This window comes from Aeromonas sp. R5-3 (assembly GCF_040908225.1).
GTDB lineage: Bacteria > Pseudomonadota > Gammaproteobacteria > Enterobacterales > Aeromonadaceae > Aeromonas > Aeromonas dhakensis.
The window spans coordinates 1-17,546 of sequence record NZ_JBFODH010000002.1 but is presented as its reverse complement, the minus strand read 5'-3'; the positions used below and the strand labels follow the sequence as shown (position 1 = coordinate 17,546).

Annotated in this window: 19 protein-coding genes; all 19 read left to right on the top strand. The window is 58.9% G+C overall.

Features of this window, described 5'->3' with window-relative positions:
• The first annotated feature begins 110 nt into the window (after positions 1-110).
• Complete coding sequence (locus AB5Y95_RS00100) at positions 111-575, top strand: MerR family transcriptional regulator (RefSeq protein ID WP_139725453.1); 465 nt, start codon at positions 111-113, stop codon at positions 573-575.
• Positions 576-670: 95 nt separating this feature from the next.
• On the top strand, positions 671-946 hold the full coding sequence (locus AB5Y95_RS00095) for a hypothetical protein (protein ID WP_095593124.1): 276 nt from the start codon (positions 671-673) through the stop codon (positions 944-946).
• Between the two features lie 54 nt (positions 947-1,000).
• Entirely contained in the window at positions 1,001-1,450 is a 450-nt protein-coding gene (locus AB5Y95_RS00090; RefSeq protein ID WP_139752519.1) for a GNAT family N-acetyltransferase, read from the top strand.
• A 134-nt stretch (positions 1,451-1,584) separates the two neighbouring features.
• Complete coding sequence (locus AB5Y95_RS00085) at positions 1,585-2,043, top strand: GNAT family N-acetyltransferase (protein ID WP_021464672.1); 459 nt, start codon at positions 1,585-1,587, stop codon at positions 2,041-2,043.
• Positions 2,044-2,112: 69 nt separating this feature from the next.
• Positions 2,113-2,628 (top strand): ATPase AAA, encoded by a 516-nt coding sequence (locus AB5Y95_RS00080; protein ID WP_021464673.1) that lies wholly within the window; start codon positions 2,113-2,115, stop codon positions 2,626-2,628.
• Between the two features lie 52 nt (positions 2,629-2,680).
• A complete protein-coding gene (locus AB5Y95_RS00075) occupies positions 2,681-3,136 on the top strand; it encodes a hypothetical protein (protein ID WP_201988438.1) in 456 nt (151 codons plus the stop codon).
• A 50-nt stretch (positions 3,137-3,186) separates the two neighbouring features.
• The gene (locus AB5Y95_RS00070) at positions 3,187-3,711 is read left to right on the top strand and encodes a hypothetical protein (RefSeq protein WP_021464674.1); all 525 of its coding nucleotides are present in this window, start codon (positions 3,187-3,189) and stop codon (positions 3,709-3,711) included.
• A gap of 36 nt (positions 3,712-3,747) precedes the next feature.
• A complete protein-coding gene (locus tag AB5Y95_RS00065) occupies positions 3,748-4,539 on the top strand; it encodes a hypothetical protein (protein WP_017788697.1) in 792 nt (263 codons plus the stop codon).
• Positions 4,540-5,173: 634 nt separating this feature from the next.
• On the top strand, positions 5,174-7,081 hold the full coding sequence (locus tag AB5Y95_RS00060) for a fructose-specific PTS transporter subunit EIIC (RefSeq protein ID WP_368159261.1): 1,908 nt from the start codon (positions 5,174-5,176) through the stop codon (positions 7,079-7,081).
• 193 nt (positions 7,082-7,274) lie between these two features.
• Positions 7,275-8,696, top strand: coding sequence for a hypothetical protein (locus AB5Y95_RS00055; RefSeq protein WP_126882229.1), 1,422 nt, complete (start codon positions 7,275-7,277; stop codon positions 8,694-8,696).
• An 8-nt stretch (positions 8,697-8,704) separates the two neighbouring features.
• Positions 8,705-9,118 carry a CesT family type III secretion system chaperone gene (locus AB5Y95_RS00050; RefSeq protein ID WP_158627192.1) on the top strand — a complete coding sequence of 138 codons (414 nt, stop codon included), beginning with the start codon at positions 8,705-8,707 and terminating at the stop codon, positions 9,116-9,118.
• A 407-nt stretch (positions 9,119-9,525) separates the two neighbouring features.
• Positions 9,526-10,932 carry a hexose-6-phosphate:phosphate antiporter gene (gene uhpT / locus AB5Y95_RS00045; RefSeq protein ID WP_017766659.1) on the top strand — a complete coding sequence of 469 codons (1,407 nt, stop codon included), beginning with the start codon at positions 9,526-9,528 and terminating at the stop codon, positions 10,930-10,932.
• Positions 10,933-11,230: 298 nt separating this feature from the next.
• Positions 11,231-11,536, top strand: coding sequence for a PTS fructose transporter subunit IIB (locus AB5Y95_RS00040; RefSeq protein ID WP_017409976.1), 306 nt, complete (start codon positions 11,231-11,233; stop codon positions 11,534-11,536).
• A complete protein-coding gene (locus AB5Y95_RS00035) occupies positions 11,537-12,304 on the top strand; it encodes a PTS sugar transporter subunit IIA (protein WP_368159260.1) in 768 nt (255 codons plus the stop codon).
• 77 nt (positions 12,305-12,381) lie between these two features.
• A complete protein-coding gene (locus tag AB5Y95_RS00030; RefSeq protein ID WP_368159259.1) occupies positions 12,382-13,314 on the top strand; it encodes a pseudouridine synthase in 933 nt (310 codons plus the stop codon).
• A gap of 95 nt (positions 13,315-13,409) precedes the next feature.
• Positions 13,410-13,877 carry an NUDIX hydrolase gene (locus AB5Y95_RS00025; RefSeq protein ID WP_368159258.1) on the top strand — a complete coding sequence of 156 codons (468 nt, stop codon included), beginning with the start codon at positions 13,410-13,412 and terminating at the stop codon, positions 13,875-13,877.
• A 158-nt stretch (positions 13,878-14,035) separates the two neighbouring features.
• Positions 14,036-15,142, top strand: a complete 1,107-nt coding sequence (mnmA, locus tag AB5Y95_RS00020; RefSeq protein WP_368159257.1) for a tRNA 2-thiouridine(34) synthase MnmA — start codon at positions 14,036-14,038, stop codon at positions 15,140-15,142.
• Between the two features lie 212 nt (positions 15,143-15,354).
• The gene (hflD, locus tag AB5Y95_RS00015) at positions 15,355-15,966 is read left to right on the top strand and encodes a high frequency lysogenization protein HflD (protein ID WP_005298892.1); all 612 of its coding nucleotides are present in this window, start codon (positions 15,355-15,357) and stop codon (positions 15,964-15,966) included.
• A 122-nt stretch (positions 15,967-16,088) separates the two neighbouring features.
• On the top strand, positions 16,089-17,459 hold the full coding sequence (purB, locus tag AB5Y95_RS00010) for an adenylosuccinate lyase (protein WP_010634594.1): 1,371 nt from the start codon (positions 16,089-16,091) through the stop codon (positions 17,457-17,459).
• Positions 17,460-17,546: the final 87 nt, after the last annotated feature.

Here is a 17,546-nt window from a genome sequence, read left to right as displayed (position 1 = left end):
CACAGTCCCTGCTCAGTGCCGTTGACATTCAAGCGGGCTTTAACCCTAGAATTCCCCTTGATCCCGCCGTTTGGCGGGCAAACCCGCCAACCCGCAACCCAGGAGGCAAGATGAAGATCGGTGAACTGGCCAGACAGACCGGCATGGCGGCCTCGGCCATCCGCTTCTACGAAGCCAGAGGCCTGCTCAGCAAGGTACGGCGGGGTACCAACGGCTATCGCGACTACCCGCCCGAGACGGTACCCTTGCTGACCATCATTGGCCAGGCGCAGCAGGCAGGCTTCTCCCTTGACGAGATCAAGCAGTTGGTGCCCGCAGATATCAGTTCTTGGCAACACGCCCCGCTACTGGCGGCGCTCGAGGCCAAGGTGAGCGACATAGAAGCGCTGGAGGCAAGGCTTGCCCACAGCAAGCAGCAATTGCAGGCCCTGATCCGGCTGGTGGAGTCCAAACCCGACGATATGCCGTGTGAAGAGAACGCCGCCCGGGTATTGGCCAGCATGGGTATTCCCTCCCCCGAGGGCATCGCAAAAAACACCATCGCAGCCAAGCCCGCTACGCGCCCCAAAAAGTGATCCCGCTTGCAACCAGCACACGCCCCCAGCATGGGGGATTGAGAGCCAACTGAAGAAGACTATGATGGGCGCGCCATCCATAACAGGTCATCATCATGACAACAGAGCGCACCGCCCAACCCCAAAGCGAGCCACCAAGCGAAGTCCATCGCTGTGACAAATGCCGGGAGCGCACCCGCCATATCGTGGTGTTGGTGCCACGGGATCACAGTCAGGACATCATGCCCAAGGATCCGCGCAAAGCCTTCTGGCAAGCCTTTCGCTCCAGCAGCCTGACCAACGCGGTATTCGGCCAGACCCTCGCCTATCAGGCCACTCATGTAAAGCACCTGATCTGCGAGCGCTGTGGCGAGAAGTTTCTGGAGTATTGAGGCCCAGAAGACGGCGCCCCCGGACAGTCAGAGCGAGATAAAAGAGAGAGAAAGATGAAGTTTGTCGAGATGGATCCCGGTCAACTGCCGCTGGCGCTGCTGCTGGAGGCCGATCCCGCAGAGCAGCGCATTGCCACCTATCTGTCCGGCGCCTGGGGCTTTGCCGCCCTGGCGGGCAACGAGGTAGTGGGCGCCTGTGTGGCGGATCTGGTGGGGGAGCAAACGGCCGAGATCTTCAATATCGCCGTTGCCCACAATCGCCAGCAGCAAGGTATCGGCTCCGGCCTGCTGCGCTTCGTGTTGACGAACCTGGCCGGGAAAGGGGTATGCCGCGTCGAACTCGGCACCGGCAGCTTCGGCCACCAGCTCACCTATTACCAGCGCCACGGCTTTCGCGTGGATGGCGTCATCAAGGATCACTTCCTTACCCACTACCCGGAGCCCCTGATGGAGCACGGCATCCAGCACAAGGATATGCTGCGACTCTACCTTGAACTGGGCTAGGCTATCCCTACCCTCAGCAGCCTGTACGCCCTGGGCATAAATGGTGGGGGGATCAATTCAGCGTCGCCACACCTCATCGAAAGCAACGAGAGCCATATCGATCGCCATGACACAGGTAAAGGGATGAATGCAGGATGCAGACAAGAAAAGCCAGCCCAGACGAACTGAATGCCATCTTCTGGATGGGCTTTGATGCTTGGGGCGAAGGACTGTCACCGACTGAACATCTGGCGAGCTGCCACGCCAGTCAAAAATACCGCTCCGGTGTGTGGTATGTCCTTATTGTGGGCAATCAGCCTGTCTCTTCCCTTATCGTCTATCGGGACCGATTTGGCCTTGGCCAGGGCTGTTTTGGCATAGGTTCACTGGCAACGGCACCGGCGATGAGGGGGCAAGGATTTGGCGCCCATCTGCTGCGTGGGGTGACAGGCATGCTGCTGGATAGTCCCAATGCCGTCGCCACCTTCCTCCATGCAGATATCGACCATCACTTCTACGAGAGGCTGGGGTATAGGCGCATTCCGGGGGGTGATTGCATGTATTTCTCTCATAGGCGGCCACGCTATGTCGGCGAACCGCCAACCTACTTTTAATCCACTCTCAGCGTCATCACCTCTACTTTCCAGCCTCCAGATATCTGTTCCAGAAAAGAGTACTCAAAGATGAAACGAATTCTCATTATTGGCAACTCGGGATCAGGCAAGAGCTGGTTGGCGGCTCGATTGGCTGAGCGGTTAACTATCCGCGAGGTCAATCTGGACACCATTGTCTGGCAGCCGGGCGGCTTTAACCAAAAACGCCTCCAACATGAGATTGACCATGCCATTCAAACACTTGCTCAAGAGCCCTCATGGGCGGTCGAAGGGGTATTTGGCGCCCTGGCCGAGCAACTGCTTGATGCTGCCGATACCCTGCTATTTCTGGATCTCGACTGGTCTGTCTGCCGTGATTCGCTACTATCGCGCGGATCACAAAGTGCCAGGCAACGGGATGCAGTGGCAGCGGAAAAGAACTTTCAACAACTGCTGGTGTGGGCATCGGAATATGGGCAGCGAGCCGGCACAAGCTCCCGCCAATTCCATCGCGAGCTGTTTGATCGATTCCCAAACGCCAAGCACCGTTTTACGACTCGTGCAGAGGTAAATTTCTATCTTAACCGACTAGTAACTAACCATTAAAGTTTGAGGTGCTGGTCACAACTACAGTGATTAGTCTCTGTCGGGGGAAAATATGGGACACAGAACAGAGTTAATATGTGTAGCATCAGGAATCATCAATTCCTTTTCAAGTAGAAACAATGATATAGATGGATACTGGGGATTAGGGAAGCTGTACAAATCCGTTGAATCTGAAGAGTCAAAAATCGTTACTATAGAGTTGACCACCAAGGTCGTAACTCCAGATATATATGAATTGAAGATCATGTCTCTATCATATTCAGAAATGCTTACTAAATTAGTATACAACAAGAAAATACCTATCAACTGGATAATGTCTGCCACAATAACATCTGAATTTGAGGCAAAATATCAACATCACCATTTCTGGCGTCGTGATCTTGGTAAACCTTGCAATCTGACTTGCACTATTGTTGATGATATGGGTAATATTCATACGGCTAAGGCATATGTTAATTGCTTGCCACACAATCCACATAAAGAGTTGAGAAGTACAAGAGCTGAATGAATTTTAAAACCTTAATATAAGTACAAATTTAAAAACAAAGACGAATTATTATGAAAATATGTGTAATTTACTTCTTATCCTTCCTCGGACTATCCAGCCAAACCACATTTGGTAGCGAAGCTGGATCTCAAGTGTCACCTCGGGCAGAGGACTACCCGGCCCCACCAGTATATAAAGGTAAGCCAGCCAAACTTTCACTAGACTCTGAATTGGCCAGAACATTCCGTACCCGACTTACCGCAGCATTGTCGCAAAAGCCAGTATATGCTGGTGAATATGTACTAACAGGTTGGGGATGTGGTTCATCAGGTTGTTATAATCAGGTCTTTGTCAACAAGCGCACGGGTAAGGTACTGGATACGGTATTTAATGCGTATAGCTCATATGATGTAAATGATGATCTTGATACCCGTGTGGGAGAATGGATAGAGTCTCCACAAATTGATAGCGTTCTTCTTACTACAACCAAAGTTGAAATTAGCCAAGATGGAGAGTCATTTATTTATTACATCAATTATTATATCGTTGATAAAAACAAGCTCACGCTCATAAAAACGATCCAGGACAGTAAATAAACTACGTAAGCAACACTTTTTGCGGAATAAATCAACATGAAATTATTTATTATTATCACAACTTTATTACTATGCTTCTCCATCTCTGCAAGAGCAGACTCCACATTTATAATTGACGGAGTAAAAATAGACATTGAAAAGGAAGGTGAATGCTTTTACTTGATAACAGCAGGAAAAGAAAAGCAGCAACTTAAATGTATTGATGATAACTTGGAGTCCGATATTATCATACAGGACTTCAACTTTGATGGTTATAAGGACATTGCCATTACCAACTATCTTGGCATGGTAAATAATATTTTTTATGTATTCTTATATGACCATGTAAACACTGCATTTAAAGAGCTAAAGATTGCAGACTCAAAGGCACCAACATCTGCCTGCGAAGATCTCTACAACCTTGCAGTTCGATTAGATGATCTTTCTTTGGTTAGCTCTTGCCGCTCCGGCCCTGTATGGTATTACGACACTTACCGATATAACGCCCAAGGTGAACTCTGGCTATATAAAACAACAGAGTATCAGATCCAAAACTCCGAGATTGATACCTTCCCTCTTTACGAGCATACATTTAATCAGAAGGGAGAGAAGCTGGACACCGTTGCGATTGACTTTGATGGCATGAAAATTCTCTGGCCAGTCACATCCGAGAAAGCCTTTCTCTACTCATCACCTGAAAAAGCATCAAAGACCAAAGCCTATCTTATTCATAACGACAAAGTAGAAATTCTCGAGCAGAAAGATGACTGGATTAAGATTCGGTTTGCCTCCAGAAAAGGCTCTCTTGTCCGCTGGCTTTACCTTCCAGAAGCAATAGCCAAAAGTTAACCTAGAACTTTTAATACCCAAGCGCACTTGGACATTCACATCATCCACTCGGTAGAGGTGCAATAAGCGCAGCGCATTGCACCTCTACCTTTTCTGCCCCCAAACAAGCGGTGCAATTCACTTCGTTCATTGCCCCCTACGGTGCCAATGCCTGTGGTTTCACTCGCGCGTTGTGGTGGGCTGTCTGGCACCAATGGTTCAACCCATTTCTCCACCTTTCCCCTCGCCTGTCTCCCCTTATCAAGCGCCCCGTCACCGCCATTTATGTGCGACAGCTCACACCCTGCGCCCTCTTTTCACCTCACAAATTTACAGTTTCACACCGTTTCCTGGCCGGATAACATCACACTCCATCATAAAAGCACGTTGAAAGAATAAATATCAAGACACTGATTATTAAAGACAAAAAACCAATTTCCGATTCAATTCATACCCATTTTGTCAGCTGGTCTGCTGTGCGATCAAGGTCACACTCGGGGTAATGGCGCACAAAAATCCAGTATTTCGCAGTTTTGTCCGATAGGTGCACTGCCCTGCGGGCGGGATAATAGTGGGGTCACTTTTGTCTGCATGTCCTGGGCGGTAGCCCAGGAAAAGATGCCAACAGGCTCCGGCCAGGAGCAGGGAGAACGCCATGATCACCACCCTTATCAACGAGCAGCTGATCGCGCTCGATTTAAAGGCCACGCGCAAGGAGGAGGTCTTCACCGAGATGACCCGTCTGCTCGCGGCGCAAGGCAAGGTCAGCGACGAACAGCAGTTCATCAAGGACCTGTGGGCCCGGGAAGAGCTGGACAACACTGGCTTTGAAGAGGGCGTTGCCCTGCCCCACGCCAAGAGTGCGGCAGTGAGCACCCCGGCGGTGGCCATCGGCATCAGCCGCGCCGGTATCGAGTACGGCGCCGAGGATGGCAAGCCCTCCCAGCTGTTTTTCATGATTGCCTCCCCGGCCGGTGGCGCCAACCACCATATCGAGGTGCTGGCCGAGCTCTCCGCCAAGCTGATTGAAGAGGGCTTTATCGATGCCCTGCTGGCAGCCAAGACGCCTACCGATGCGCTGGCCCTGCTGCTCGAGAAGAAAGAAGAAACAGTTCCGGCACCCGCCGCCGACAAGGGGCTAATCATCGGTGTCACCGGCTGCCCGGCCGGCATCGCCCACACCTATCTGGCGGCGGAATCCCTGGAGCGCGCCGCCAAGGAGCTGGGCTTTGAGGTGAAGGTGGAGACCAACGGCTCCATCGGCGTCAAGAACAGCCCAACTGCGGCCGAGATCGCCCGCGCCAGCGCCATCGTGGTGGCCTGCGACAAACAGGTGGACATGGCCCGCTTCAACGGCAAGCCCCTCATCAAGACCGGCGTGAAGGCTCCCATCAAGGATGGCAAGGGGCTGATCGAGCAGGCGCTGAAGGCCCCCGCCTATGTGGCAGACAAGGATGATAGAAAAGGTGAAGAGAAGAGCGCAGGCGGCAGCTCGGATCTCTACCGTTATCTGATGAACGGCGTATCCCACATGATCCCGTTTGTGGTCACCGGGGGTCTGCTGATCGCTCTGGCTCTGGCCATCGGCGGCGATCCGACCCCGAGCGGCATGCAGATCCCGGCAGGGAGCATGTGGAACCAGATCCTCAACGTGGGCGTCGCCGCCTTCACCCTGATGATCCCCATCCTGGCGGGCTACATCGCCTACGCCATCGGTGACAGACCCGCGCTGGCACCGGGCTTTATCGGCGGCTGGATCGCCAACAACGGCAGCTTCTACGGCGCCGATGCCGGTACCGGCTTTATCGGTGCCATCATCGCGGGCCTCTTGGTCGGTTATCTGGTGCGCTGGATTGCCACCCGTCACTACCACAAGATGGTGCAGCCGCTGGTGCCGATCCTGATCGCCCCCATCATCGGGTCGCTCTTTATCGCTGCCGTCTTCATCTTCATCATCGGCGCCCCCATTGCCGACATGATGACCGGCCTGAACGCCATGCTGCTCTCCATGAGCGGCGGCAGCCTGGTGCTGCTGGGGATCGTGCTCGGCGGCATGGCCGGCTTTGATATGGGTGGTCCGGTCAACAAGGTGGCTTTCCTGTTCTCGGTGGGCATGATCGCCTCCGGCCAGACCCAGTTCATGGGCGCCATGGCCTGCGCCATCCCGGCCGCCCCCCTTGGCATGTCGCTCGCTACCGTGCTCGGTCGCAAGCTCGGCATCTTCGATGCCACCGAGATTGAAGCGGGCAAAGCCGCCGGTGCCATGGGCCTGGTGGGGATTTCGGAGGGTGCGATTCCGTTTGCCGCCCGTGATCCGCTGGCCGTCATCCCGGCCAACGTGCTGGGCAGCATGACCGCCGCCGTGATGGCCTTCCTGTTTGGCATCACCAACAGCGTCGCCCACGGTGGCCCCATCGTGGCCCTGCTGGGTGCCGTCAACAAGCCACTGCTGGCGCTGCTCTGCATGATCTGCGGCGCCATCGTCACCGGTGTGGTGGCGGTTGCCCTGAAAAAACTGCGGGTCAAGAAGAGTGACGAGGTGACTCTGGCCAAGGCCGCCTGAACGACCCAACCGCATTGATACGGCAAAGGAACAAGAGAGGCCCCATGGCCTCTCTTGTTGTTCCTCAACTTATTGTCTGCAACCAGCACCGCTTTGAACAACAACCATTTTCTACAAATTGAGCACCGTTTAGTGACGGAGCACCTGCCGCCACCTTCATAGAATCCCCTCCATACACTCGCTCGGAGGTTCAATGCAGATCCACGCTCTACAATCACTCGTCAATCAGCAGATCAATCAGCTCGGTCATGCCGATCAGGCAGGCCGCCTGGGCAATCAGGGTCACGCCAACACAGGGGCGGGCATCTCCTCCCAAGAACGGACATTTGCCCAGACCGTCCTCGAGCAGGTGCGCAACATTTCCCTCAATCAGCAGGAGGTGGCGGGCTTGTTGCCCCATATCGCCAACTTCAAGCTGCAACAAGAGACAGGCGGCAATGCCGTTCTCGCCGGATTGCGCTCAGACCAGCTCTCCCTCGCCGATGCCAAACTGCTGCTGGATGCCGCCGCTCGTCAGCTGCCGCCACCAGTGCCGGATCGGGCAGCCAAGCCGGCTCCGGCTATCCCGGCGCGCCCCCAGAACAACACAGTGGATCTGTGTCACCACTTCGCGGGACAAGATGTGCAGGTATTGGCCAACAAACCCGCCCCAGGCACCAATACAGCCGCTATCTGGCCCAGTGCCAGCAAACCGGGACAATTTGGCATATTTCTTCCCGGCGAGGGGATGAAACATGCACCTACCCTGGCCGATGCCAAGAGTCAGTTGAGTGCCTACAACGCCAGTCAGCTGACCAAACAGCTGGAAGCACGTTGGGGCGGCGCCGTCAGTGTGCTCGCTGAAAAGCCGGCGGCCAGCTTTGACCGTCCGGCGATCTGGCCAAGTGCCAGTAAACCAGGCAGTTACGGTATCCACCTGCCTGGCAAGAGTGCCATGCGGGCAGAAGATCTTGCCAAGGCCGACAGTCTGTTTGCCAAAAATGGTGTTGCCGTTTGCCTGAGCGATGGCCAGCACATCAAGGTCAATGGTACCAATCTGCCTGAAGCAGCACGTGTTTCACTTGAGCGGCAACATCAGATCGCCATCACCCCCATCACCATCAATGGCAAGGAGATCGCCTATCTGTTCAGCGGTCAACAGCAGCTCAACCGGAATGTGCTGTTCTCATCCCACGGCAGTGGCGTCAATGAGGGCACCTTTACCAAGCCGGAGGGGATCGAATTTGACTTTGCCTCGACCCGCAACAATGTGCTGGTCTCCAACACCATGGCCTTCGCCGAGAAGCTAAAGGACGGGCTGGTAGCGTTCAAGGAAGAGAGCCAGATTTACGACACCCTTAGCCGGGAGGCAACCAACTACCGGCTGGATGGCGGCATTCGCACCCAGCCGGAGCAGGCGGCCGAGCTGATCGGCAGAATGAATCGCAACGGCGCCGAGCAACCTTTTGACTTCGTGCTGCTCAACCGTGAGGCCAAGGGCGTTCACTTTGCCGACCTGCTGCAAGGGTTCAAGGACACGCTGGGGTGGCTGCCCGATCAGCTGGTCTGCCACTTCTGCCGCCCGCAGGATGAGAACAAGGGTCGCTTCAACGTCAGCAACAACTATCTGGGATGAGTCACGCCATGAACCTTTACACCACTCGACTTGGCGAACTGGCGGCACACCTCGACATCGGGGCCATAGAGCAGGATGAAACGGGCCATGCCTGCCTGACGCTGGACAAGCTCTGGGCCATCCATCTGGCCCCGCTCAGCGAGGAGAGCATGGTCATGTTCTTGCGCGCTGGCACCCTTGCTGGCGAGGCGCAGGCCCGGGCACTGCTGCGAGGCAACCTCTTCAGTGCCGAGCACGCCATCATACGGGTGGCTCTGGGGCAGGACGATCACCTGATCCTCTGGTGTCAACAACGCCTTGAGTCGACCAATGCCGAGCAGCTCCATCAGGCCTTGGGGCAACTGATGGCACGTGCGGTGGCGCTAACCGGAGAAATGGATACCCCCTCATCTACCAGCATCCCGCCAAGCCTGAGGGTATGACCAGTCGCCAAAGCGGCACAGGGCGGCGACCAAACCGGACGAGGCCACCTGCGGGTGGCCTCCTCTTTTGTCGGGTTCGAGAGAGCCCGCTCACCTCTGCCGTACGACGCCGGCTTGTGATCCTCTTCACGCTTCGCGGCCGGATCCCGCCAAACTAGGAAATTTTCCTACCCCCCCTAGGGATGGCTCTCACGCCATTTGCAGCGCGCCTCATTAAAGTCACGCTACCTGATGTGGTTACCCGACCCGCGCCATGGCGCAAGGGACGGGCATGGGTTCAATCGACAGGGGCTCGCCGCGCATCGCGCCCGCTTCCTGTTGTTCTTTCCGTGGCGTGACCTCCAACTCCAATCAAAAAGGGTGGAACGCGGCGGAAACAGCGTCTATCTCGCAGAGGATGAACGAAGATGTTTAAACTACTCGAACAGGTCCGGGTCCCCACCCTGAACCTGCCGGTCGAAGCCCGGCGCAAGCTCTGGTTCAAACCGTTTATGCAATCCTATCTGGTTGTGTTCATCGGTTACCTGACCATGTATCTGATCCGCAAGAACTTCAACATTGCGCAGAACGACATGATCCAGGAGTACGGTCTCTCCATGACCGAGCTCGGCATGATCGGCCTTGGCTTCTCCATCACCTACGGGGTGGGCAAGACCATCGTCTCCTACTATGCCGACGGCAAGAACACCAAGCAGTTCCTGCCGCTGATGCTGATCCTCTCCTCCCTCTGCATGCTGGGCTTCAGTGCCAGCATGGGCGGTACCGGTTTCAGCCTCTACCTGATGATCTTCTTCTACGCGGCCAGCGGTTTCTTCCAGAGCTGCGGCGGCTCCTGCAGCTACTCCACCATCACCAAGTGGACACCCCGCAACAAGCGCGGCACCTACCTGGGCATGTGGAACCTCTCCCACAACGTGGGCGGCGCCGGTGCGGCCGGTGTGGCGCTGTTCGGTGCCAACTACCTGTTCGATGGCAACGTGCTCGGCATGTTCATCTTCCCCTCCATCATCGCGCTGATCGTCGGCTTTGTCGGCCTGCGCTTTGGTAGCGATTCGCCGGAGGCCTATGGCCTTGGCAAGGTGGAAGAGCTGTTTGACGAAGTGGCGAGCGAAGAAGACGTTGCCACCGAAGAGCAGAAGCTGACCAAGTGGCAGATCTTCGTGAAGTACGTGCTGCTCAACAAGGTGATCTGGCTGCTCTGCTTTGCCAACATCTTCCTCTACGTGGTGCGTATCGGTATCGACCAGTGGTCCACCGTCTATGCCCACCAGGAGCTCGGCTTCTCCAAGGACGTGGCCATTCAGGGCTTTACCTTCTTCGAAGTGGGTGCCCTGGTCGGTACCCTGATGTGGGGTTACCTCTCGGATCTGGCCAACGGTCGCCGTGGTCTGGTGGCCTGCGTCGCGCTGGCGCTGATCATCGCCACCCTGGGGCTCTACCAGCACGCCACCACCCAGTTCATGTTCCTGGGCTCCCTGTTCCTGCTGGGCTTCCTGGTGTTCGGTCCGCAGCTGCTGATCGGCGTGGCCGCCGTGGGCTTCGTACCCAAGCAGGGCATCAGCGTGGCCGATGGCGTCAAGGGCACCTTCGCCTACCTCATCGGTGACAGCTTCGCCAAGCTGGGTCTGGGCATGATTGCCGACGGCACCCCCATCTTCGGCCTGACCGGCTGGACCGGCACCTTCGCGGCGCTGGACATGGCCGCCGCCGCCTGTCTGGTGCTGATGGCCTGCGTCGCGGTCGCCGAAGAGCGCAAGATCCGCCGCATCAAACGTGAGCTGAAAGCTGCCACTTTGGCGACCCAGTCCGTCTGAACCAGCGGGAGCTGAAAGCTGCCACCCTGGCCGCCCAGTCCGCCTGAGCCCCGGCTTACTGGGCACTGATTGCCCGGTCTCAAGGTTTCACTCCGTAGTGTGCATTCGGCCCGCCCTCTGGCGGGCCGTTTTTTATCTCCGCTTCCCCATTTGTCCCTTTTGGGGCCATAAAAGCGCTCACCCCTTGCCCATCCCTTCAACAGAGCGCAGTCGGGATCCCATTTTTGCCTCCGCCCCTTTGGCAAGACCGCCCCTTGGCGCTATCTTGTTGCCCCACCCGAATTTGCCGTGAGAGCCCATGAAGATCCTCGCCGTCACCGCCTGCCCCACCGGCATCGCCCACACCTACATGGCCGCCGAGGCGCTGCAAAAAGCCGCCGACAAGCTGGGGCTCAAGATCAAGGTCGAAACCCAGGGGGCCATGGGGCTGGAGAACATCCTCACCGCCCGCGACATCGCCGGCGCCGATCTGGTGCTGATCGCCTCCGATATCGAGATTGAGCAGAAGGATCGCTTCCTCGGCTGCCCCATTCACCAGGTGGCGCTGGAGGCGGTGCTGCTCGATGCGGTAGCCGTGCTCAAGACCGCCGCCCCCGGCGTCTGAATGCTGATCCGCGAGATCTCCTTTCACTGCCGGCTGGGGCTCACCATCACCCAGGCCAAGCAGTTGAGCCGGCTGGCCGGGCTGTTCAAGTCCCATATCCAGTTCATCAACGTCACCCGCCGCCAGGCGGTGGAGGCGACCAACCAGCTCTCCCTGCTCACCCTGGCCACCCAGCCCGGCGATCTCTGTCTGCTGATGATCGAGGGGCTGGATGCCGAGCTCGCCCACATGGCCTTCACCTGCTGGTGCGTGGAGCTGGGCCAGCCGCTGGGGCGCCCGGGCAGCGCCGCCCTGGCCGAGCAGCGCCTCGGCCAGGCACTGCCCGACTATTGCTTCACCCTGGCCCAGCTCGGCCATGCCACGGCCCCCCTCGACAAGGGCCAGGCGCTGGCGGTGCTGGTGGATCTGCTGCCCGCCGCGCTGATAAGCGACAGGCCCATGCTGGAGCAGGCCATCGCCGCCCGCGAGCAGCTGGCCGCCACCATCATCCGGCCCGGCCTCGCCATGCCCCACGTCATCTGCCCCGCCATCCGCCGACCCGCGCTCTCGCTGCTCAGCAGCAGCGAACCCATCGAGTGGGGCTCCGCGCTCGGGCCGGTGCAGACCCTGATTTTGCTGGCTGTGCCCGCCGGCCTGGCCCCCGAGCAGTTGCGCCCCCTCACCCGGCTGGCCCGCGCATTGATAGACGAGCAGGTGGGCACGGCGCTGCTGCACGCCGGCTCCGCCCCCGCCCGTCAGGCCATCGTCATTGACGGCCTGCTTGGCTGAGCGACTGGCCTCCCGTCCCCGTCGTTCATGCCCGCGACAGCCCCCTGTGGTACACTCGCCCTTCCCCTGTTTTTGGTATGCATGCGATGAAATCAGCCCGCCCCCGTCTCTCCCTCTCCACCCGTCCCGACGCAGGCCGCACGGCCAGCGGGCCCACTGCCACGGCGCGCCCATCCCAGCGCAGGGAGGCGCAGCACGCCATGAGAGACAAGGAGGGCGAGCGCAAACCGGCCCCCGCCCCGGCCGATCGCAAGCTGCTGCTGTTGAACAAGCCCTACATGGTGCTCTGTCAGTTCACCGACGAGGCGGGCCGCGAGACCCTCAAGGATTACATCACCGAGCCCGGCATCTATGCCGCGGGCCGGCTAGACCGTGACAGCGAGGGGCTCTTGCTGCTCACCAACGACGGCAAGCTGCAGGCGCGCCTCACCCAGCCGGGGGAGAAGACCCCCAAGACCTACTGGGTACAGGTGGAAGGCATCCCGAGCGAAGAGAAACTGGCCGCCCTGCGCGCTGGGGTAGAGCTCAACGACGGCATGACCCTGCCCGCCGGGGCGCGCATCATGGAGGAACCCGCGGTGTGGCCACGCAATCCGCCCATACGCGAGCGCAGGGAGATCCCCACCTGCTGGCTGGAGATCAAGATTGTCGAGGGGCGCAACCGCCAGGTGCGGCGGATGACCGCTCACATCGGTCACCCCACCTTGCGCCTGATCCGCTACGCCATCGGGGAGTGGACCCTCGATGGTCTGGCGCCGGGGGAGAGCCGCGCCCTGCCCGCTCCCGAGCTGGCAGCGGCACCACGGCAATCGGCTGTGCACGGCAAGCCGCGCACAGCCGCCAGGCCACAGGGGGCCGGCAGCAACAGCAAGGCCCGGCCGACCCGTGACGCTCAACACCAGGAACAACGCCAGAAGCGGGACAGCCGCGAAGCAAGCCCCCGCCCGGCCAATCGCAGCGGCGGCCGTGGCACCGCGCGCCGTCCGGCCCGCAGCAAGCCATCGGAATAACACGAGTAAGCCATTTGGCCAGCGTGCCGCAACATAGATGGCGCAACCTGATCGAGTGCCACAGCAAGGCACAGTACACAAGACAAGGAGTCCCAATGAGCGATCATCCCCCCCTGCCCGCCCACCTCACCGTGGCCGCCCTGGTGCACTGGCAGGGCCGCTTCCTGCTGGTGGAAGAGGAGATAAAAGGCCAGCGCCGCTTCAACCAGCCCGCCGGCCACGTAGAGCCGGGGGAAGATCTCGTCCAGGCGGCCTGCCGCGAGCTGAAGGAGGAGACCGGGCTCACCGCCGCTCCTACCGCCTGGCTCGGGGTCTATCTCTACAAGCCGGCGGACAGCGAGGCCACCTTTGTGCGCATCGCCGTCATCTTCGACCTTGAAAAGGCGCCGGGCCAGCACCATCCAGAGGATCCCGACGGCGACGTGCTGGCCTGCCACTGGCTCACCCTGGAGGAGATCGCCGAGTGCAAGGCGGCCCTGCGCAGCCCTCTGGTGTGGCAGTGCATTCAGGACTATCTGGCCGGCACCCGCTTGCCGCTATCGGCCCTCAAGGCCTTTATCTAAGAGCCATTGGAGGCTCTCTTTGACGCCATGAGGCCGAGACAAGAAAAACGATTTCCTGCTGCCGGGTTCCTGATGGGAACGGCGGCATGGATATGTGACCGGGGGCGCGAAATTCTGGTAGAATACGCCCCGTTTAAACGAACTGGTAACTTCGACTAATGACAGACAACAGCCAAATCAAGGTGATCGTCGGCATGTCCGGCGGCGTGGATTCTTCCGTCTCGGCCTACCTGCTCCAGCAGCAGGGCTATCAGGTCGAAGGCTTGTTCATGAAGAACTGGGAAGAAGACGACACGGACGAGTACTGCTCTGCCGCCCAGGATTTGGCTGATGCCAAGGCCGTCTGCGACAAGCTGGGGATGAAACTCCACACCATCAACTTCGCCGCCGAGTACTGGGACAATGTGTTCGAGCACTTCCTCGAAGAGTACAAGGCCGGCCGTACGCCGAACCCGGATATCCTGTGCAACAAGGAGATCAAGTTCAAGGCGTTCCTGGAGTTCGCCGCCGAAGAGCTGGGGGCCACCTACATCGCCACCGGCCACTATGTGCGCCGTGACGACAGCACAGGCCGCCCGCGCCTGCTGCGCGGTCTCGACACCAACAAGGATCAGAGCTACTTCCTCTACACCCTGAGCGAGGCTCAGGTGGGTCAGAGCCTGTTCCCGGTCGGGGATCTCGAAAAGCCGGAGGTGCGCCGCATCGCCGAGCAGCTGGATCTCATCACCGCCAAGAAGAAAGACTCCACCGGTATCTGCTTTATCGGTGAGCGCAAATTCAAGGACTTCCTGGCCAAGTTCCTGCCCGCCCAGCCCGGCCCCATCGAAACCGTGGACGGCAAGGTGATCGGCGAGCATCAGGGGCTGATGTATCACACCCTGGGCCAGCGCAAGGGCCTTGGCATCGGCGGGCGCAAAGATGCCACCGAAGAGGCCTGGTACGTGGTCGACAAAGAGGTCGAGCGCAACACCCTGATAGTGGCGCAGGGGGAACATCCCCGCCTCTACTCCGATGGCCTGATCGCGAGCCAGCTGCACTGGGTGGATCGCACCCCTATTCGCGAACCGCGCCGCTGCACCGTCAAGACCCGTTATCGTCAGGAAGATATTCCCAGCCTGATCCAGCCCATCGACGATGAGACCATCCGGGTCATCTTCGACGAGAAACAGGCTGCGGTCACCCCGGGCCAGTCCGCCGTCTTTTACGACGGGGAAGTGTGTCTGGGCGGTGGCATCATAGAGCAGCGTTTCAGCCATCCGGTGTAAGGGCTGGACGCTCACAAGCGTCCGCGCTCTACTCCCTTCTCTCCTCGCGGGAGAAGGGTTGGGGATGAGGGGGTAACCACCCTCACCCTGACCCTCTCCCTGAGGGAGAGGGGACAAAGAAAAAACAGCACAAGGCAGTGATACATGATTGGCAACTTCCTGGCCGGATCATGGCATCGGCCGGTGAATGAACAGAACAGGGCTGTGAAGATATGAGCGACAAATTCCAAGACAGAACCATGGCCTTTGCCGGCATCTGCCAGGCCGCCTACCTGGTGCAGAAAGTGGCCCGCGACGGCACCTGTGACGAGGCCTCCCTGCGCGAGAGCCTCTCCAGCATCCTGGTCACCGACCCCAAGCAGCCGCTGGACGTGTTCGGCAACCACCTGGCCATTCGCGACGGCTACCGCGCCCTGGTCGAGCAGCTGGGCGCCGACGGCAGCCAGAAGAATGCCGAGCTGACCCGCTACGTGGTGAGCCTGATTGCGCTGGAGCGCAAGCTGGCCAAGCGCAAGGACATTCTCAACATGCTGGGTGAGCGGATCGGCCAGATCGGCCGCCAGCAACAGCATTTCGACCTGCTGGACGAGCAGATCCTGGCCAACATGGCGAGCATCTACAGCGATCTCATCAGCCCGATCGGCCCGCGCATCCAGGTGGCGGGCACCCCGCTATTCCTGCAGCAGCCGCTGGTGCAGCACAAGGTGCGCGCCCTGCTGCTGGCCGGCATCCGGGCCTGCGTGCTGTGGCGCCAGCTCGGCGGCAGTCGCACCCAGATCATCTTCGCCCGCAAGAAGATGGTGGAACTGGCCAAGCGTTACTAATCATTGGCTCGCGCAAAGGCAGAGGGAGAACAAGGTGAACAGCCGCACATCAGCCTTGATAGCCCCCGGCCCGCGCGCGAGTGGATACGAATCCCCCACACCAATCATCAGGAGTTCACCCCATGGAGCTGTCCGCGCTGACTGCTGTTTCCCCGATTGACGGTCGTTATGGCGACAAGGCCGATGCCCTGCGCCCTATCTTCTCCGAATTCGGTCTGCTGCGTTTTCGCGTCGAAGTCGAGGTGCGCTGGTTGCAAAAACTGGCCAGCCACGCCGGGATCCCGGAAGTCCCTGCCCTGAGCGCGGCTGCCAGTGCCCTGCTCGACGGTATCGTCAGCAACTTCAATGAGAGCGACGCCGCCCGCATCAAACAGATCGAGCGCACCACCAACCATGATGTGAAAGCGGTGGAGTACTTCCTCAAAGAAAAAGTCGAAGTGAACCCTGAGCTGGCCGCCGTCAGCGAGTTCATCCACTTCGCCTGCACCTCCGAAGACATCAACAACAACTCCCACGGCCTGATGCTGAAGACCGCCCGCGAGGAGGTCATCAAGCCTTACTGCGAGAAGCTGATTGCCGAGATCAAGCGTCTGGCCGCCGAGTACCGCGACATGCCGCTGCTGTCGCGCACCCACGGTCAGCCGGCGACCCCGAGCACCATGGGCAAGGAGATGGCCAACGTCGCCTACCGTCTGGAGCGCCAGCTCAAGCAGATCATGGCAGTGGAGATCTTGGGCAAGATCAATGGCGCCGTGGGCAACTACAACGCCCACATCAGCGCCTATCCGGAAGTGGACTGGCACCAGTTCTCCGAGGAGTTCGTCACCTCCTTGGGCCTGACCTGGAACCCCTACACCACCCAGATCGAGCCGCACGACTACATCGCTGAGCTGTTCGACGCCATGGCGCGCTTCAACACCATCCTGATCGACTTCGATCGCGACGTGTGGGGCTACATCTCCCTGGGTCACTTCAAGCAGCGCACCATCGCCGGTGAAATCGGCTCCTCCACCATGCCCCACAAGGTCAACCCCATCGACTTCGAAAACTCCGAAGGCAATCTGGGTCTGGCCAACGCCGTGTTCCAGCACCTGGCGAGCAAACTGCCCATCTCCCGCTGGCAGCGTGACCTGACCGACTCGACCGTACTGCGCAACCTGGGCGTGGCGGTGGGTTACTCCCTGATTGCCTATCAGGCGACCCTGAAGGGGATCTCCAAGCTGGAAGCCAACGCCGATGCCATGGCCGCCGATCTGGATGCCAACTGGGAAGTGCTGGCCGAGCCGATCCAGACCGTGATGCGCCGTTACGGCATCGAGAAGCCCTATGAGAAGCTGAAAGAATTGACCCGTGGCCGCCGCGTGGACGCCGAAGGGATGCGTACCTTTATCGACACCCTGGAATTGCCGGAAGCCGTCAAGGTCGAGCTGAAGAAGCTGACCCCGGCCAACTATATCGGCGACGCCCAGCGTCTGGTCGACCTGCTGAAATAAGCGGGCGAGAGAGTATCGGGGGCCCTGGGCGCTAGCCACAGGGCCCCCTGTTGTTTTCCCTGCCAAGGCGGGGCCACGAGTGGTGTT

Excerpts from the sequence above, each read along its gene's own strand:
- AB5Y95_RS00100 (WP_139725453.1), top strand. The coding sequence starts at position 111 with ATGAAGATCGGTGAACTGGCCAGACAGACCGGCATGGCGGCCTCGGCC.
- AB5Y95_RS00095 (WP_095593124.1), top strand. The coding sequence starts at position 671 with ATGACAACAGAGCGCACCGCCCAACCCCAAAGCGAGCCACCAAGCGAA.
- AB5Y95_RS00090 (WP_139752519.1), top strand. The coding sequence starts at position 1,001 with ATGAAGTTTGTCGAGATGGATCCCGGTCAACTGCCGCTGGCGCTGCTG.
- AB5Y95_RS00085 (WP_021464672.1), top strand. The coding sequence starts at position 1,585 with ATGCAGACAAGAAAAGCCAGCCCAGACGAACTGAATGCCATCTTCTGG.
- AB5Y95_RS00080 (WP_021464673.1), top strand. The coding sequence starts at position 2,113 with ATGAAACGAATTCTCATTATTGGCAACTCGGGATCAGGCAAGAGCTGG.
- AB5Y95_RS00075 (WP_201988438.1), top strand. The coding sequence starts at position 2,681 with ATGGGACACAGAACAGAGTTAATATGTGTAGCATCAGGAATCATCAAT.
- AB5Y95_RS00070 (WP_021464674.1), top strand. The coding sequence starts at position 3,187 with ATGAAAATATGTGTAATTTACTTCTTATCCTTCCTCGGACTATCCAGC.
- AB5Y95_RS00065 (WP_017788697.1), top strand. The coding sequence starts at position 3,748 with ATGAAATTATTTATTATTATCACAACTTTATTACTATGCTTCTCCATC.
- AB5Y95_RS00060 (WP_368159261.1), top strand. The coding sequence starts at position 5,174 with ATGATCACCACCCTTATCAACGAGCAGCTGATCGCGCTCGATTTAAAG.
- AB5Y95_RS00055 (WP_126882229.1), top strand. The coding sequence starts at position 7,275 with ATGCAGATCCACGCTCTACAATCACTCGTCAATCAGCAGATCAATCAG.
- AB5Y95_RS00050 (WP_158627192.1), top strand. The coding sequence starts at position 8,705 with ATGAACCTTTACACCACTCGACTTGGCGAACTGGCGGCACACCTCGAC.
- uhpT (WP_017766659.1), top strand. The coding sequence starts at position 9,526 with ATGTTTAAACTACTCGAACAGGTCCGGGTCCCCACCCTGAACCTGCCG.
- AB5Y95_RS00040 (WP_017409976.1), top strand. The coding sequence starts at position 11,231 with ATGAAGATCCTCGCCGTCACCGCCTGCCCCACCGGCATCGCCCACACC.
- AB5Y95_RS00035 (WP_368159260.1), top strand. The coding sequence starts at position 11,537 with ATGCTGATCCGCGAGATCTCCTTTCACTGCCGGCTGGGGCTCACCATC.
- AB5Y95_RS00030 (WP_368159259.1), top strand. The coding sequence starts at position 12,382 with ATGCATGCGATGAAATCAGCCCGCCCCCGTCTCTCCCTCTCCACCCGT.
- AB5Y95_RS00025 (WP_368159258.1), top strand. The coding sequence starts at position 13,410 with ATGAGCGATCATCCCCCCCTGCCCGCCCACCTCACCGTGGCCGCCCTG.
- mnmA (WP_368159257.1), top strand. The coding sequence starts at position 14,036 with ATGACAGACAACAGCCAAATCAAGGTGATCGTCGGCATGTCCGGCGGC.
- hflD (WP_005298892.1), top strand. The coding sequence starts at position 15,355 with ATGAGCGACAAATTCCAAGACAGAACCATGGCCTTTGCCGGCATCTGC.
- purB (WP_010634594.1), top strand. The coding sequence starts at position 16,089 with ATGGAGCTGTCCGCGCTGACTGCTGTTTCCCCGATTGACGGTCGTTAT.